Below are 15771 nucleotides of genomic sequence, written 5' to 3' on the forward strand. Positions count from 1 at the left end.
AAGGAGGCCTGAGGCTTACCAGAAGAAGTCGTAGATCACGTCGACCACTTCGCCGCTGTAGATATCGACCAGCAGCACGTCGTCGTAATAGCGGACCCAGCGATAGGGGCCGTAGACTTCGGGCAGGCGGTAATACCAGGGATCGTTGATCCAGTAGCGGCTGCCGAAGAACAGGCTGCCGAGGCGGAAGCCAATTTCCAGACGGCGATAGCGATAATCGCGATAGGGCGCATAGTAACGACCGATCCGGTAGATATGCCTGTGCGAATGGCGGTAGTCGCGCCAATTGTAGCGACGGTCGCCGCGCCAGCGACGATGGTCCCACCGGTTGTATTCGCGCCACCGGCGTCCGTCGTGATAGCGCGCGCGGCGATCGCTACGGCGGGCATCGCGATAACCATCACGATAGGCATCGCGGCGGATGCGGCGGTCCTCGCGATAGTCGTGACGCCGTTCGTCACGCCGGCCGGCCCGATAGGCGTCGCGATAGCTGCGGTCACGGTTGCCGCGATAGCTCCGGTCGCGGTCGCCGCGGTAGGTTCGGTTGCGGTCCCAGTCGCGATTGCCGCGACGGTCCGAACGCCGATCCTGCCTGCGGTCTTCGCGTCGCTCGCTACGGCGGTCCGACCGACGTTCTTCGCGGCGCTCGCTTCGACGATCGCCGCGGCGTTCCCAGCGGTCATCCGAACGTTCTGCGGCCCTGCGGATTGCCCGATCGCCGAAATCACCTCGATTGCCCCGGGATTCCTGCCGACGTTCCTGGCGCCGCTCCTGCCTGCGTTCACCGCGATATTCGGAACGTCGCTCCTCACGACGTTCGCTGCGGCGTTCCTGGCGCCTCTCGCTGCGTCGCTCCTGGCGACGCTCACCGCGACGTTCCTGCCGACGCTCGCCACGTCGTTCGGACCGATCGCGGCGATCATCGCGCTGGCTGCGTTGTTCGGAGGCTGTTTCTGCGGCTTGGGTCGGGGCGGGCAGGGCCGTGAACGCGGTGGCGATTGCCAAAGCACTCAACGCGCTGCCCTTCATCAGCTGGGTAAGTGTCATGGAGCGTGTCCTCTTCGAGTCGAAAGCCGCTCCACACCTGCGGCCAATGGTTTCGATGTTGCTCCTTGTATCAGCTCGGCCTGTCCCGAAACTGAACCGCTCCAACCGGTCGCCATTCAGGAAAGTACTCCTGACAATGAACGCAACCCCTCGCGTCTTCGCGCGTTCGTGTGAAATGGAATTCACACTCGCCAACGTTCGCGCCGATATCGTCGAGAGGCTGTCACATGCCGCCTCAGACCGCCATTCGGCAATGCACACACCGGTTGTCGCAACCGCCGATGCAGACGCGCGGGTGATGGTCTTGCGGGAGTTCGATGCGGAGAACTGGCGCCTGCGATTCCACACCGATGCGCGTGCACCCAAGAGCGAGGTCATCGCAGATGGATCGCCGGTCGGCGTGCTGTTCTACGACAGGGAGGCGAAGATCCAGATTCGCTGTCGCGGAACTGGCAGGATCGAAGGCGCGGGTCCAATTGCCGACAGGGCCTGGGAGGAGAGCACGCCCTTTGCTCGCCGGTGCTACCTCGGCGCGGCCCCTGGCGAGACGCGACAGGAGCCCTCAAGCGGCCTACCCGACTGGATCGCGGGCAAGCAACCCGAAGAAGAACAGCTCGCTCCGGCGCGGCAAAACTTCGCGGTCTTGATCATCGAGATCCAGAGTGCCGATTGGTACTTCCTGTCCAACGAAGGACATCGCCGGGCGGAATTCGAGAACGGCGAGGGGCGCTGGCTAACGCCCTGAAGTCTGGAAACCGGGTTTTCTCTGGCAAGCAGCGATCACGCTGCGTGGACGGCGTGGCGGTCGCGGCCAGCGTGCTTGGCGGCATAGAGCGCCTCGTCTGCCGCGCGTAGCAGGTCGCGGTCGTCCCAGCCGGGCTGCAGCTCGGCCAGACCGATGCTCAAGGTAACCTGCAGCGGCTGGCCCCAGTCTTGCTGTGACAGGCGATGCCGGATCGCCTCGCAGCGGACCGCAAGGTCTGCGGCGCGGCGGCCCGGGAAGACGAAGAGGAATTCTTCCCCGCCGATCCGGCCAACAGTATCTGCGTCGATCGCCGCTTCGGACAGGATATCGGCAATCTGCTTGATGACCCGGTCGCCGACCCCGTGACCAAAGCGGTCATTGACCGACTTGAAGTAGTCGATGTCGACCATGGCAACGGTCAGCGGATCGCCGGCGAGGTCCGATCGGTCCATCGCTTCCGCCAGATTGGCGAGGATGCAGCGACGGTTTGGCATTCCGGTCAACGGATCGGTGGCAGCCAGCATGCGCACTTCGGCAGCCTCGCGTTCCGCCTTGGCGCGGGCGATTTCGAGATGCTGCATGGTTTCGGCACGCTCGGTCACGTCGAGGATCGTACCGAACAGCTCGACCACGCGGCCGTCCTCGTCGGCTTCGGCTTCGCCGCGGCAATCGAGATGGACGATTTCGCCCGTGGGCGTCTCGATGCGCGATTCGAAAGCGAAGGGCAGGGCATGGGTCGATGCTTCGAGGATGAAAGCGCGGACGCGACCGCGGTCTTCGCTGACATGCAATGCCAGCCAGTCCTCGAAGCGAGGCTCGGCGTCCTCGTCGAAGCCGCAGATGCGCAGTGCCTCACGCGACCAGCGTGCCGAGCTGTCCTGCGGGCAGAAGCGGAAGTGACCAACCTTTGCGGCGTGTTCCGCAATCTCGAGAAGGCGGGCAGTCTCGGCGACCTCGGCGAGTCCTTTCTCCCGCTGGGCCAGTAGAATGGCAAGCGGCATCGAGGATGCGATCAGCGCCACCAGATAGACCTGGAAGAAGAGGACCTGCTGTTCGGTCGATGGGAAGAACAGCGTGACGGGACCGGCGTTGAATGCGGTGAGCACCGAACCGATGATCGCGATGACCGTGAGGGCCACCGCAGCGCCGCTCAGCCCCATGGTCGTTGTGGCCAGCGCCATCGCCATGACCGGAAGGAACAGCAGCGGAATGTCAGCCTGGCCGAACGCAGCAATGGAAAGGATCGCCACCACAGTCACAGTCCAGGCGGACCGGAACGAGAGCAGGTTGCGCCGATCTTGCGGGTCGTTGGCGACGAACAGGATGACCGGCGTTACGATAAGCATGCCGAGCGAGACCGTGCTGGCCCAGGACGAAAGGAATGCATAACTGAGGTTGAGTGAAAGCAGGCCGGCCATCAGTGCGCTGGCGCACCCGCCGACGATGGCAGCCGCAGCGAAGCGTAGCGTCGACAGTGGACGCTCAAGCGTTACCGAATTGCCGGTCTTGCCACCCATCAGCGCGAAGACGAGATAGCCTTCGAGCAAGTTCGCCACTGTGTAACCCGTCGTGGCAAGGAAGCTCGAACCCGACCACATGTTGGAAATCATGCTGGCAACCGCCACCCATGCGGCGGTCACGACACGGTCACGGGGCCCCATCAGCAACAGGGCGGCAACGAAAATCCCGCTGGAGGGCCAGACCGCGGCGATGCCGTCTGCACCTTGCGTGAGGTCCAGTGCGATCACGGCGCATGCCAGCCATGCGATGCCCACCAGCATCGGCCAGCCAAAATAGCCTGCACGTGAAACGCGATCGGTCAAAGCTAGCTCCCCCTTCGACATTCGATCCTAGCCAGCGATTCTGGCTGCCGGATGAATGTCGCGACTCGGTATAGTCGATTCCCCCTATCCACGATTGGAAGGAATCGACCGCAAGCGACCCATCGCCCGATTTGCACAAAGGGGTGTCGAAATGGTTACAGGGCGGCAATCGCCCTGATCGTTCGCTCGACATCTGCCTCATCGGTCATCAGGCTCGGGGCGACGCGCATGTGCAGCGGGCGATAGAAACCCGGCACGACGCTGGCGATGATGCCCATCGTATCAAGCTTGTCGACCGCCTCATAAGGGTCCCATCCGGCCACATCGAAAGCAATGATGCCGGCGGAAAGTGCCTCATCATCGGGAGTCGCCAGTGTCACCTTTGGCAGCTTGGCCAATCCCTGCTTGGTCATGGTCGCAAGCGATGCGATGCGTTCGGCGATTCGCCTGCGTCCGATGGCGCTGCAAAAGCGGAAGGCATCTTCGACTGCCCAGCTATGCTCGAAGGCGTGGAAGCCACCGGGCGTGTGCCATGCTGCCAAAGGCATCTCCCGAGGCGGCATTTTGCGCCAGCTCGGGTCGAAGGTGGGGATCGTCGCCTGCACGAAAGCCTGCGCTTCTGGCCGCGCCCAAACGAGGCCGGTGCCGCGGGGTCCGTAAATCCACTTGTGCGTCCCGGCGATGAAGAAGTCTGCTCCCATGTCGGGAATGTCGATGTCCTGGTTTCCAAAACCGTGAACCCCATCGACGGCAAACAGCGTGCGTGCCTCGTCGGATTTGCCGCGATTGTGCTCGGCTACGACCTCGCCGATTTCTTCGACCGGCATCTTTACCCCGGTACCCGAATGCACCCAGGTCATTGCGAAGAGCCGCGTCTCGTCGCGAAGCGCGGCGCGGACATTGGATATGATCTCGTCCTTCGTCGCGTGCCGGGAGGCGGCATAGAGGGGTTCGCGGCGCAGGTCGGCGCCCGAGCGCTGGGCCGCGTACATCGTCGAGATATGGGTCACGATGTGGTCGCGCGTGTCCGTGAGGACTTCGCGGCCTTGCTCTATCGGGATGTTCGACAGGGTGAGGCCGAGACCCGCCGTGGTCGAACCGACTTGGGCGAGGTGGTCGGGATCGGCGCCCATGAACTCGGCTGCTGCATCGCGCAAACCACGCTCGCACGGCTCCATCATTGCGAGGATGTATCCATGGCTCTCGCGGTCGAGGCCGAGCTGATGCCTCGCAATGGCCTCGCGTACCGGCTTGGGGTGCGAGGCGAGGTAGAACGCACTCATCTGGGTGATGCCGGGCGCAGGATCGAACTGCGCTTTCACCTCCGCCCAATCCATCTCGCCAAGCGCCTTGGCCGTGCTGGCGGTGCTGCCGGCACCCGTTGCTACCGCTCCGGCACCAATGCTCGATGCAACGAGAAATTCCCTGCGCTTCATGATCCAGTCCTCCTCGAGTCGGCAAGGTACGCCTGTTTCGCATCCGCTCCAAATGGAGGGCGCAAGCGCCTCGACTTCCAGAAATGTCCCGTCGCTGCTATTCCGGAGCCAGAAAGCAAACAGATGGGGTCGCGGTTTCTGGAGGGGAGAATCCAATGCCTGCCTTGCGCTTCGGCTATGCCGTCATCGTATACCTGCTGTTTTTCGCGACATTCCTGTACCTTATCGCCTTCACGGCCGACATGTTCGTACCAAAGAGCGTCGATAGCGGCGCCGCGCCCGGCCTTGGCACGGCGCTGATTGTCGACCTCGGCCTGATCGCCCTGTTCGGTATCCAGCACTCGGTCATGGCGCGTCCCGCGTTCAAAAAGAAGCTGACCAGGACATTGCATCCGGCAATCGAACGGGCGACCTACGTCCTTGCTACGCTTGTGGTTCTGTGGGCGATCTTCGCCTTCTGGCAGCCGATCCCGCAGGTCCTCTGGTCGGCGCAGGCCGATTGGGCGGTGATGGCGCTCTGGGCGCTTTTCCTGATCGGCTGGACGATTGCTTTCATCAGCACCTGGCTGCTCAACCATTTCGAGCTGTTCGGCCTCCAGCAGGTCTGGCTCGACATGACCGGTCGCGAGGCGCAGCCGCAGCAATTCCGCGATCCGCTGTTCTACAAGCTTTCGCGCCACCCGCTCTATCTCGGAATGCTCATCGGCCTGTGGGCGATCCCCGAGATGACTGTGGGCCATGCGGTCTTTGCGGGCGGCCTGACGGTCTACGTCCTCATCGCCATTCGCTATGAAGAGCGCGACCTCACCGAGTTCCTAGGTGAGCGCTATACGGAGTATCGTCGGCGCGTGGGGATGCTGGTTCCGGGCATTGGGAAAGCAAGGAATTAACTGCGGTCACTGTCGTGTCCTTACAATTTGTTAGTTCCCGTTTACCCCATAATCTCGGGCGGGAGGGTCCAGTCCCCATGCATGTGCGCTATTTCCGGCCTCGCGAAGATATCGCGGAGTTCGTCAGCAGTTATTACAGCGTGCGCTTCGACACGCCGGTAGCTGACGTCATGCGGGCAGAGATCGCCAGCGTCCGGTTCCTGGTCAAAGGCTCGCTGACGATCGACATCGGGCAGGGGCCGGTTGAGCTGGCTGCCAAGTGCAGCCTGCTGTGCGGGGCCACCCACCAGGCCAGCCCGGTCGAATTTTCGCAAGGCTTCCACGTCTTCGGCGCTGCGGTCACGCCGCTCGGCTGGGCGCGCATGTTTAGCGTCGACGCCAGCGACCTCGCCGATTCCGTTGCGCCACTCGAGGAATATGTCGCCAAGGAGCAGGCTGCGCTGGCAAAGCGGATCGTCAACGCAACCGACGACGAAACCCGGGTGACCATTTGCGATCACCTGTTCGCCTCGATGGCCGACCACGAAAAGCCTATCAATCGAACCTTCATCGATGTGGTGACCGCCTGGATTACCTCGCCCGACGATCACGAGCTTGCGGACCTGCTCGAGAGGCTGGACCTTTCGCCCCGCCAGGTGGAGCGCCTTTGCAAGAAGTATTTCGGCAGCCCGCCCCAGATGCTCCACCGCAAGTTTCGCGCATTGAATTGCGCAAACCAGCTAAGCTGGCACGACCTTACCGACTGGCGGGAAGTGGCGCTCGAACAATATTGCGACCAGCCCCACTTCATCCGCGAGTTCAAGCACTTCAACGGCCACACGCCGAAAGAGTTTATCGAGGGCCCGCACATCCTCCTGCGCACGACGCTACAGGAGCGCCTGCAGATCGAGCATGAATCGCCGTTGAGTTTGATTGGGTGAGGGCGACCACATCAGGCCGCCCTCGCGATTTGTTCAGGCGGCTTTCTGGATATCGCGCAAGGTCAGTTCGAAACTGACGTCCTCGCCCGCAAGAGGGTGATTGCCGTCGGCCTTCACGCTCTTTTCGTTCACCTCAAGGATGAAGAGCACCATTGGCTGGCCGTTTGGAGCTTGCGCGTTGAGCTGCATACCGGGCTGCGGAGCTGGCTCGGGAGGCAAGTTGGCGCGGGGGATGTCGATCACCAGTTCCTCGCGGCGAGGGCCGAAGGCGTTGTCGCTGGCGATCTCGACAGTCTGGCTTTCACCGACCTGCATACCAGAGAGCACCTGCTCGACCTGCGGGAAGATCGGCCCGCTGCCGAGCTGGACCTGCTGCGGCCCTACCTGCTCGGTATTGCCGATAATTTCGCCATCGCCCCGGCGAAGGACGTAGTCGATGGTCACGGTGTCACCGGTGTTGGGAGTGGTCATGGATATCCTTTGGAAGTTCGTGTTCGCGGCGCGGGTAGGGGTGCGCCGTCTGGAACCGCACTCGCGTTTCGAGCGCATCGTGCACGATTGTGTCAAAGGTGGGTAGGGGGAGTCAAATGAAGTTCGAAGCCTGCCCTACTGCGAGAGCACGTCACTCCGGATCAGGTCTTCGAGCCCTTCGACAACGAGGGCAAGGCGAGCATAGTCGAGCGTATCCGCAGTATCTGTGGTGCGGTGGTAATTCGGATTTCTGAAGATGGCGGTATCCGTTATCATGAAGGCGTCGATTCCCCGTTCGGAATAGGCCCAGTGATCTGACCAGTCGATCCCGCGAACAAAGGACGGTGCGGTGCCGCCGATTGAAGGGATGCGGGCGGATTCGCGAAATTGGCCGATCGCTTTCCTAAGGAAATCTCGCGCGGACGTGTCACCAACGAATGCAATGAAGTTGCCGGTCCCCGGATAGCGTAGCGAGAGCGGAAACGGGTAATCCTGACTCCCAGGCTCATCGGAATAATACCCCATCGTTTCCAGCGAAATCATTCCAACAATTTCCTGCGTTGCCGGTATGGCTTGGGCATGAACAAAGCTGCCCATCGCGGGAGTCTTGAAGTGTGGCGGTTCCTCATTCGCGAAGAAGACGAGTTCGAGCGCTAGTTGGCGGTTTGCAGGCACTGACTTCAGGGACCTCGCAAGTTCGAGCAAGGCTGCGATGCCGCTGGCATTGTCGTCGGCGCCAGGCGAGGCACCAGCCGTGTCATAGTGAGCCCCGATGATCAAAACAGGCGCATCGGCAATCGGGGCGGGAAGCCTGACGATCACATTATCGGCGGGTGACACCACCGTTTGGCGATGCGGCTCGTAGCCATAGCTCCTGAGCTCGCCTTCCAGATAGGCGACCGTTCGCATGATCGACGCCTGACGCTCAAGATTACGCGAACCGGTGGAGAGCGCGATCACATGCTCTTCGAGCCTGTCAGCAAGCTCTGTATCGAGTGGTTTGGCTGAAGATCCGGAGTAAGAACTGCCCGGAGTGCTGGTCGCCCAGAAAAATCCTGCAACCAACAAGAGCAGGAGGCCCAAGCCCAAGAACAGAGAAACGCGGCGAGCAATGTCGCTGCGCTTCTCTGCTTGTTCGAAGAAGCTCACTGATTACCTAGTCAGCTTCTTATACGCCAAGCGCGTCGGACGATCCGCTGCGTCACCAAGACGGCGACGCTTGTCTTCCTCGTAAGCTTCGAAGTTGCCCTCGAACCACTCGACGTGGCTGTCACCCTCGAACGCCAAAATGTGCGTAGCGAGGCGGTCGAGGAAGAAGCGGTCATGCGAGATGACCACGGCGCAGCCGGCGAAGTTTTCTATCGCCTCTTCCAGCGCGCCCAGCGTTTCCACGTCGAGGTCGTTGGTCGGTTCGTCGAGCAGCAGGACGTTGCCGCCTTCCTTCAGCATCTTGGCCATGTGCACGCGGTTGCGTTCACCGCCCGAGAGTTTGCCGACGTTCTTCTGCTGGTCCGCGCCCTTGAAGTTGAACGCGCCGACATAGGCACGGGTCGAGGTGTCGTGGCCGTTGACCTTCATGTAGTCGAGGCCGTCCGAAATCTCTTCCCAGACGTTGTTCTTGGGATTCAGGTGGTCGCGGCTCTGGTCGACATAGCCGAGGTGAACGGTCGAACCGATTTCCACCGTGCCGCTGTCGGGTTCTTCCTTGCCGGTCAGGATCTTGAACAGCGTGGACTTGCCCGCGCCGTTCGGCCCGATCACGCCGACGATGCCGCCCGGGGGCAGCATGAAGGAGAGGTTTTCGAACAGCAGCTTGTCGCCATAGGCCTTGGAGATGTTCTTGGCCTCGATGACCTTGCCGCCCAGGCGCTCGGGCACCTGGATGACGATCTGCGCCTTGCCGGGCTTCCGGTCCTTCTGGCTTTCCTGCAGTTCCTCGAACTTGCGGATACGCGCCTTGGACTTGGTCTGGCGCGCGCTGGGCGTCTGCCGGATCCATTCGAGTTCGCGGTTTAGGGCCTTCGAACGGCCGCTTTCCTCGCGCGCTTCCTGCTCGAGACGCTTGGCCTTCTTTTCCAGATAGGTCGAGTAGTTGCCTTCGTAAGGATAGTACGAACCGCGGTCTAGCTCGAGGATCCACTCCACCACATTGTCGAGGAAATAGCGGTCATGGGTGATCATCAGCACCGCACCCGCATAGTCCTTGAGGTGGTTTTCGAGCCACTGGACGGATTCAGCGTCGAGGTGGTTGGTCGGTTCGTCCAGCAGCAGGATCGAGGGCTTCTGGATCAGCAGTCGAGTGAGGGCGACGCGGCGCTTCTCACCGCCGGACAGGTCGGTGACGGGCCAGTCGCCGGGAGGGCAGCGCAGCGCTTCCATGGCGACTTCGAGCTGGTTGTCGAGCGTCCAGCCGTCGACTGCATCGATCTTGTCCTGCAATTCGGCCATCTCGGTGCTGAGCGCATCGAAATCGGCGTCTTCTTCGGCCATTTCCATGCCGATCGCGTTGAAGCGTTCGACCATGTCCGCGATCTCGCGCGCGCCGTCCTTGACGTTTTCGAGCACGGTCTTGCTCTCGTCGAGCTCGGGCTCCTGCTCGAGATAGCCGACGGTGATGTTCTCGCCCGGCCATGCCTCGCCGGTGAAGTCCTTGTCGATGCCGGCCATGATCTTGATCAGCGTGGACTTACCCGCCCCGTTCGGCCCCACGATGCCGATCTTGGCACCCTGGTAGAACTGCAGGTTGATATTGCTGAGCACCGGCTTCTGGGCACCGGGGAAAGTCTTGGTCATGTCCTTCATGACGAAGGCGTACTGCGCGGCCATCGGGCGAATCCTTGGATATCTTCAAAGAGAATGGGAAAGTTGGTGGGGCAGATAGTCGCGCGAGGCCGTCGGGGCAAGGCGCGAAGCGGGGAGACGCGTTGCAATTCTCCTCCCCAGGCATGGGCGGAAGTCAGTGAGCTTCAATTCGGGAGAGTAGCCACAAGTCAAAACACGCCGGGATCGTGTGAATTGTTAAACTAGTATTTGGAAATCATACGAATTTTCTCTCGAAAACTTGCAGGTTTGCCTCCGCCATCCCTTGTAAGAACGCGCCAAATCTATACGGCGCGTTAAGGCTTTCTCTCTAGGGAAGACGGCGAGGGTCGAAGGGCAGTCGCATGCGCGAGCAAATACTCGGATTCATAACGCCGACCATGGCGATCGTATTCTTCTTCGTTTTCCTGGTGATGTGGCACCGGGGGAAGATGGGGAGCTACGTCCTCGCTTTTGCGGCGTCGTACATCTTGTTCGCGATCGGATTCATGATCACCCATGTCGCCGATACGGCCGCTTCATGGACCTGGCACGCGACCCAGTTCTTCTACACGCTGAGCCTTGTGGTCGGCACTTGGGGCCTCGCGAGGCGCGTCGACCAGCCCGCACACCTTGGCATTTTCCTGACGATCTACCTCCTTGCGGCTTTCACGCTGGGCTTTGCGATCGTCATGTCGGCGGAAATCGGCACGCGCCTGATCATCGTCAATATTGCGTATGGCGCGATCAAGCTGGTGTGCATGATGATCCTCCTCGGCGCACCCCGGCGAGAGGCGATCGACAAGCTGATCATCGCCTTCCAGGCGGTGATGGCCGCGCAGTTTTTCGTCCGCCCCTCGATGACCCTGATGGTCGAGAACAGCATCCTGGCCAATGCCTATCGCGATTCTATCTACTACTCGGTGCTCAATTTCTCGCTCACCCTGTTGTCGCTGCTGGGGGCGGTCATCCTTATCGGGGCCTGCATTTACGACCAGATCCGAGCCGTGCGCGAAAAGGCGGAACTCGACCTCCTCACCGGCCTGCGCACCCGGCGCGGTTTCGAGCAGGACGTGCTTGCGCGGATCGAACAGGCCAAGGTCGAAGGTGTTCCGGTTTCGCTCGTTGTTGCCGATATCGACCACTTCAAGGCGGTCAACGATGTCTGGGGCCACCAGGTCGGCGACCGCGCCATCGCGGCATTCGGTAAGGTGATCGAGAACACTGTCCGGGACAACGACATCGCCGGCCGTATCGGAGGCGAGGAATTCTGTGTCCTGGCCTGGAATTGCGGGGGCGATGCCGCCGTTGCCATGGCGGAACGGATCCGCATGGGCTTTGCCGAAGTCAAGGTCGACGGCATGCCGGGCGATCACCGTCTGACCGCTTCCTTCGGCGTTGCCGGACGCCGCGAAGGCGAGGGATACGGCAAGGTCTTCGCGAGGGCGGATGCGGCGCTTTACACAGCGAAACAGGAAGGCCGCAATCGCACCGTTCGCGGCAGCCGGGATGAAAGCACGATCGCGCAGCTCCTCACGGACAAGGAAAAGACAGAGGCGGCGTCCGCCTAGCCGATCAAACCGCCGACCGGTTGCGCGGCCCGCCCGGGGAACAATTCACGCAGCGTCCGCTCGGCATCGAGTGCGAAATGATCCGACAAAGCGCCTGCGAGAACGGCTTCGAGCGCCATCGTCGGCATCAGGTCGCGGCCCTCGTAAAGCTGCGATGGCGCAAGTCCGGGCCAGTCCGACACCACTCTGCCTCCCCTGACTGCGCCGCCCAGTAGGAGCGCTGCCCCACCCGTTCCGTGGTCGGTGCCGTTCGTCCCGTTGATGGCGACCGTCCGTCCGAACTCGGTGACGACGACGACCAGCGTGTCATCCCAGACCTCGCCGATTTCGCTGCGGAATGCGGAGACCAGCGTGTCGAGTCCCTTGTACCGGTTGCCAAGCATCCGCACCTGGCCGGCGTGGCTGTCCCAGCCGGGCAGGTCGAGCATAACTACGCGCGCGCCAGCCGGATCGGCCAGCATACGTCCGGCCAGTTGCCCAGCCTCCCTGGCCTGGCCGAGATTGCGAATATCCGATGCATCGCGCAGGGCGTTGGCTTCCTGGGCCTGCTCCCACATCCGCGCCAGTTGCGGATCACCGGCGTAAAGACCCGGTATCCGTTCGAGCAGCGCCTCGCTGGCTTCGGGAAGATTACCGGGCGCGTAGGTAGATGCGGGCTGGTCACCGCGCAGCGCTAGCGGCATCGCCGAAGCGAGCGCAATGGCGGGTGGAGCGCTCGAACCCACCAGCCCGAGCAGCCGATTGAGGAATCCGTCTTTTCGCTCGAATGGCTTTCTGCCGCCGCTTTCCAGAAGATTCTGGGCATCGAAATGCGACCGTTCGCGATAGCTCGTCGCCACGGCGTGGACGACCAGCGCGTCTCCATCGGCATAGAGGCGACCCGTATCCGCCAAGGCGGGGTGGAGCGCGAACATGCTGTCGAGGCGCGGTGCCGCGTCGTAGTCGTCGATCCACTGTGCCCGGTGGGTAGCAAGACCGGGATCGCCCAGCGGGGCAGCCAGGGAGAGCCCGTCGGCCGCGCCGCGCTGGACCAGGAGCAGCAGGCGCTTGTCGCTCTCTGCCTGCGCCCAGGCCAGCCGCGGACCCGTCGCGGCCATCGCAAGTCCCATCGCCCCGCCTGCAAGGATTTTCCGGCGTGTCGGCATCCCTATCTCCTCAGCATTTCGGGTGAGACCATCAGCAAGGCGAAAGCCATTTCATTGCTTTCGGCCCAGTCGATGGTCTGACGGGTGGTCCGCGAGAGCGATCCGGGGAACAACGCCTCGGCAAGCGCGCGCGTGTCATCGAGCTTTGCGCTCGCGGCGATCCGCTCGGCCGCCTCCACTCGGCGCAAGAGCGCTGTCGACCCGGTCCAGCTGGCATCGCGATCGTCCCATCCGGCCGGCGAGCCGGGGGCCCATACTTGCTGGCCAAGGTCGCGCATCATCATAGCGAACCTGCGCTCGGGAAGCTGCGACTGCTCGCTGGCGCGCAACACGGCCACCGCCCATTCCCAGGGCTGGCGATAACGCACAGGCCCGGATTGCCAGGCTTCCGGTGCGTCGATCAGCGCTTCGTAGACGGTGGGCAGATGCCCTCCACTGCCGAGAAAAGCGTCTGCAAGACGATCGACGAGTGTCGAGGGTGGGGCATCGCCGGCAAAGTGGCGCGCCAACTTCGTAGCGATGAAGCGGGCGGTCGATGGATGGGCGGCAAGATCGTCGAGGATAGCGAGTGCCTGTCGGGCGCCCGTATCGGGATAGTTGCGGCCCATCACACGGCGGACACCGGGTTGGTGGATGAAGGCGTAGAAATTCGCCCCGTTGGGCTGCGGTTCGGACGGATCGGTGAAGGGCATGCCCGGCACAGTCCAGCCGGTGAGCGCCTTGGCCAGTTCGATCACGTCCTCCTGCGCATAGCCGCCATCGACTCCCAATGTGTGAAGCTCGAGAATCTCGCGGCCCAGGTTTTCGTTGAGTCCCCGTTCGGGACGACCGCGCCTCCGCCGGTTTCTTGCCGCCTTGCTATCGGGGCCCTGCGAGCGCGACTGGTCGAGATAGGCAAGCATTGCCGGGTGTAGAGCGGCCGCACGCAGCAGGTCGGCGAAGAACCCGCCAACATGCAGGCGGATGGCGGCAAATTCGAAGGGACCGGCGAGCAGGGGGAGATGGGTCTTGTCGGTCGAAACCGCGAAGTGGTTTGCCCAGAAATGGACCATCCGCTCCATGAAGGGCGTGTTGCTTTCGATCGCGACGCGCGCACGCCGCGCCACGTCGCCTGCGTAGGTTTCCCGGTTGGATCGAGCGCGCAAGCGCTGCATTTCCTCGCGCTCCTCGGTGTCGGACGTGCTGCGCCGCATGTCACGATAGGCAAAGATATCCTCGACCGTTCGCCTAAGCTCTTCGCCATCAAGTGCCCGGTTACCGAGTTCAGGGGGAGCGGGGTCGAATGCCGCTACTTGCGCCTTGAGGTCTGCACGCGGGTCAAGCGGCAGGTCATCACCCCGGCGATAGCCGAGCCCGAACCTGTTCAGGGCGATGGCTGTTGGCGTCATATCTGCACGTTCGACCCTTGTTGGGCGCGGCGCAAGTATCGGATTGTCGCGCTTTTTCTCAGGTGGCGAAGTCACGCCTTAGCAGCCCGGGCATGAACGCGACCTGCAGGATCGCGCGCACCACGAGGAAGAGGCAGAAGGACAGCCACAGGCCGTGGCTGCCGAGAGGCCAGGTGAGATAGAGTGCGATCGCGTAGACCAGCGCCGCCCCCATCATCGTCCACAGCAACCTCCCGGTCCAGCTTGCGCCGACATAGACGCCGTCGAGCACGAACCCTGCGAGACCGGCAAAGGGGATCGCCACCAGCCAGGGGGCTAGTTCCTGCGCTGCGACACGGACCTCATCGGTGGCTGCAAAGCTGGCAAGGATGGGATCGGCAAAAAGCGCGAAAGCAACGGCGACAATTACTGCTGCGGCCATGCCTCGCCACAGGATTGCGCGGACATAGGCCGTGAAGCCTGGGCGGTCCTTTGCCCCCTTGCGCTCGCCATTGAGCACCTGGGCAGCATTCTCGAAACCGTCGAGAAGCAAGGCGGTGAATACGAAGAGCTGGTAGATAATCCCGTTTGCGGCCAGCACCACGGCGCCGCGTTCGGCAGACAAGCGGGTAAGGGCGGCCAGTGCGACCATCAGGACCACCGTGCGAAGGAAGAGGTCACGGTTGACTGAAAGGAAGGGCTTGAGGTCGCGGATACGCGCGATACCGCCGGTTCTGGTGCGCTCGAGCAGTGCCCTCCCGCCGGCTCCGGCCAGCAGGATGACCGAAAGTGCCGTGAGCTTTGCGAATTCCGCGATGAAGCTCGACCAGCCGATGCCCGCAATGCCCCAGTCGAGGCCGAGGACGAACCAAAGGCCCAGCCCGACGTTGAGCAAGTTATAGGCCACTTCGACCAGCAGCACGGTCTTCATCCTGCGCTGGCCGACAAGGAAACCGATGGCCGCGAAATTGGCCATCACTGCAGGCGCGCTCCAGTAGCGGATATCGGCATAAATGCGCGCCGCTTCGCGAACCTCCCCGCTGGCGCCCAGAGCATCGAGAAATAGCGGCAAGAGGACCGGCTTTGCGAGCAGTAACAGCGCAGCAATGGCGAGACCGACCAGCAGGCCGCGCAGGAGGACCGCGGCCTGTTCGGGCAGACCCGAGCGCGTACCCGCCTGAGCCACGAGCCCGGTCGTGCCGGTCTTGAGGAAGTTCATGACAGTGAACAGTACGGCGAAGAGGCGGGCGCCGATATCGACTGCGCCCTGCGTTGGTGCATCCCCGAGTTGCCCGACAATCCACATGTCGCCGATCCCGATCAGCGCTGTGGCGACATTGGTCACCATAGCGGGCAGGGCAATCACCCAGATCGCGCGCGTGTCGAGTGGTCCCGCGGGATTGGAGGACGTAACAGTCAGTTGGTATTTCTCCCTGGGATGTTGCCTTCGATCGATCGCGATTCCCCCGCCTAGCGGGAATCCTTGGCAGGTCACAGCATTTCGGCCAGACAGCTTTGCGGAACCGGCGAAGGCTTCATATCGAACGTCCGCCTGGA

The 15771-nt window shown here is 62.4% G+C and carries 13 protein-coding genes; 4 read left to right on the forward strand and 9 right to left on the reverse strand.

Annotated elements, in window-relative coordinates; translation table 11 throughout:
• Positions 1–15: 15 nt before the first annotated feature.
• Complete coding sequence (locus K3146_RS01730) at positions 16–1047, reverse strand: RcnB family protein (protein WP_247710982.1); 1032 nt, start codon at positions 1045–1047, stop codon at positions 16–18.
• A 136-nt stretch (positions 1048–1183) separates the two neighbouring features.
• On the opposite strand from K3146_RS01730, the gene K3146_RS01735 reads away from it, so the two are divergent.
• The gene (locus K3146_RS01735) at positions 1184–1792 is read left to right on the forward strand and encodes a PNPOx family protein (protein WP_247710983.1); all 609 of its coding nucleotides are present in this window, start codon (positions 1184–1186) and stop codon (positions 1790–1792) included.
• A 35-nt stretch (positions 1793–1827) separates the two neighbouring features.
• On the opposite strand, the gene K3146_RS01740 is transcribed toward K3146_RS01735, so the two are convergent.
• On the reverse strand, positions 1828–3615 hold the full coding sequence (locus tag K3146_RS01740; RefSeq protein ID WP_221544485.1) for a sensor domain-containing diguanylate cyclase: 1788 nt from the start codon (positions 3613–3615) through the stop codon (positions 1828–1830).
• A gap of 155 nt (positions 3616–3770) precedes the next feature.
• Positions 3771–5051 (reverse strand): aminotransferase class V-fold PLP-dependent enzyme, encoded by a 1281-nt coding sequence (locus tag K3146_RS01745; protein WP_221544486.1) that lies wholly within the window; start codon positions 5049–5051, stop codon positions 3771–3773.
• A gap of 155 nt (positions 5052–5206) precedes the next feature.
• On the opposite strand from K3146_RS01745, the gene mddA reads away from it, so the two are divergent.
• Positions 5207–5941 carry a methanethiol S-methyltransferase gene (gene mddA, locus K3146_RS01750; RefSeq protein WP_221544487.1) on the forward strand — a complete coding sequence of 245 codons (735 nt, stop codon included), beginning with the start codon at positions 5207–5209 and terminating at the stop codon, positions 5939–5941.
• A gap of 77 nt (positions 5942–6018) precedes the next feature.
• On the forward strand, positions 6019–6861 hold the full coding sequence (locus tag K3146_RS01755; RefSeq protein ID WP_221544488.1) for a helix-turn-helix domain-containing protein: 843 nt from the start codon (positions 6019–6021) through the stop codon (positions 6859–6861).
• A 33-nt stretch (positions 6862–6894) separates the two neighbouring features.
• Here K3146_RS01755 and K3146_RS01760 read toward each other — a convergent pair whose 3' ends face one another.
• The 3 genes from K3146_RS01760 to ettA all read right to left on the reverse strand — a co-directional run bounded on the left by K3146_RS01760 (position 6895) and on the right by ettA (position 10158).
• Complete coding sequence (locus K3146_RS01760) at positions 6895–7332, reverse strand: FKBP-type peptidyl-prolyl cis-trans isomerase (RefSeq protein ID WP_221544489.1); 438 nt, start codon at positions 7330–7332, stop codon at positions 6895–6897.
• 135 nt (positions 7333–7467) lie between these two features.
• Complete coding sequence (locus K3146_RS01765; protein WP_221544490.1) at positions 7468–8481, reverse strand: M28 family peptidase; 1014 nt, start codon at positions 8479–8481, stop codon at positions 7468–7470.
• Between the two features lie 3 nt (positions 8482–8484).
• Entirely contained in the window at positions 8485–10158 is a 1674-nt protein-coding gene (gene ettA / locus K3146_RS01770; RefSeq protein ID WP_221544491.1) for an energy-dependent translational throttle protein EttA, read from the reverse strand.
• A 338-nt stretch (positions 10159–10496) separates the two neighbouring features.
• Between ettA and K3146_RS01775 the strand changes: the two genes are divergently transcribed.
• A complete protein-coding gene (locus K3146_RS01775; RefSeq protein ID WP_221544492.1) occupies positions 10497–11702 on the forward strand; it encodes a GGDEF domain-containing protein in 1206 nt (401 codons plus the stop codon).
• On the opposite strand, the gene K3146_RS01780 is transcribed toward K3146_RS01775, so the two are convergent.
• From K3146_RS01780 to K3146_RS01790, 3 genes are read right to left on the reverse strand one after another with little or no spacing between them, the layout of a single operon-like run.
• Positions 11699–12847, reverse strand: coding sequence for a DUF1501 domain-containing protein (locus K3146_RS01780; RefSeq protein ID WP_221544493.1), 1149 nt, complete (start codon positions 12845–12847; stop codon positions 11699–11701). The genes K3146_RS01775 and K3146_RS01780 overlap by 4 nt on opposite strands.
• 2 nt (positions 12848–12849) lie before the next feature.
• Positions 12850–14235: a DUF1800 domain-containing protein gene (locus K3146_RS01785; RefSeq protein WP_221544494.1), complete on the reverse strand. Its 1386-nt coding sequence runs from the start codon at positions 14233–14235 to the stop codon at positions 12850–12852.
• A 58-nt stretch (positions 14236–14293) separates the two neighbouring features.
• Positions 14294–15709 carry an MATE family efflux transporter gene (locus K3146_RS01790; RefSeq protein WP_221544495.1) on the reverse strand — a complete coding sequence of 472 codons (1416 nt, stop codon included), beginning with the start codon at positions 15707–15709 and terminating at the stop codon, positions 14294–14296.
• Positions 15710–15771 lie beyond the last annotated feature (62 nt).

This window comes from Qipengyuania vesicularis, assembly GCF_019711415.1.
Taxonomy (GTDB): Bacteria; Pseudomonadota; Alphaproteobacteria; order Sphingomonadales; family Sphingomonadaceae; genus Qipengyuania; species Qipengyuania vesicularis.

Coding starts and splice junctions, on each gene's coding strand:
- mddA (WP_221544487.1), top strand. CDS start 5,207: ATGCCTGCCTTGCGCTTCGGCTATGCCGTCATCGTATACCTGCTGTTT.
- K3146_RS01785 (WP_221544494.1), bottom strand. CDS start 14,235: ATGACGCCAACAGCCATCGCCCTGAACAGGTTCGGGCTCGGCTATCGC.
- K3146_RS01760 (WP_221544489.1), bottom strand. CDS start 7,332: ATGACCACTCCCAACACCGGTGACACCGTGACCATCGACTACGTCCTT.
- K3146_RS01775 (WP_221544492.1), top strand. CDS start 10,497: ATGCGCGAGCAAATACTCGGATTCATAACGCCGACCATGGCGATCGTA.
- K3146_RS01735 (WP_247710983.1), top strand. CDS start 1,184: ATGAACGCAACCCCTCGCGTCTTCGCGCGTTCGTGTGAAATGGAATTC.
- K3146_RS01780 (WP_221544493.1), bottom strand. CDS start 12,847: ATGCCGACACGCCGGAAAATCCTTGCAGGCGGGGCGATGGGACTTGCG.
- ettA (WP_221544491.1), bottom strand. CDS start 10,158: ATGGCCGCGCAGTACGCCTTCGTCATGAAGGACATGACCAAGACTTTC.
- K3146_RS01755 (WP_221544488.1), top strand. CDS start 6,019: ATGCATGTGCGCTATTTCCGGCCTCGCGAAGATATCGCGGAGTTCGTC.
- K3146_RS01745 (WP_221544486.1), bottom strand. CDS start 5,051: ATGAAGCGCAGGGAATTTCTCGTTGCATCGAGCATTGGTGCCGGAGCG.
- K3146_RS01730 (WP_247710982.1), bottom strand. CDS start 1,047: ATGACACTTACCCAGCTGATGAAGGGCAGCGCGTTGAGTGCTTTGGCA.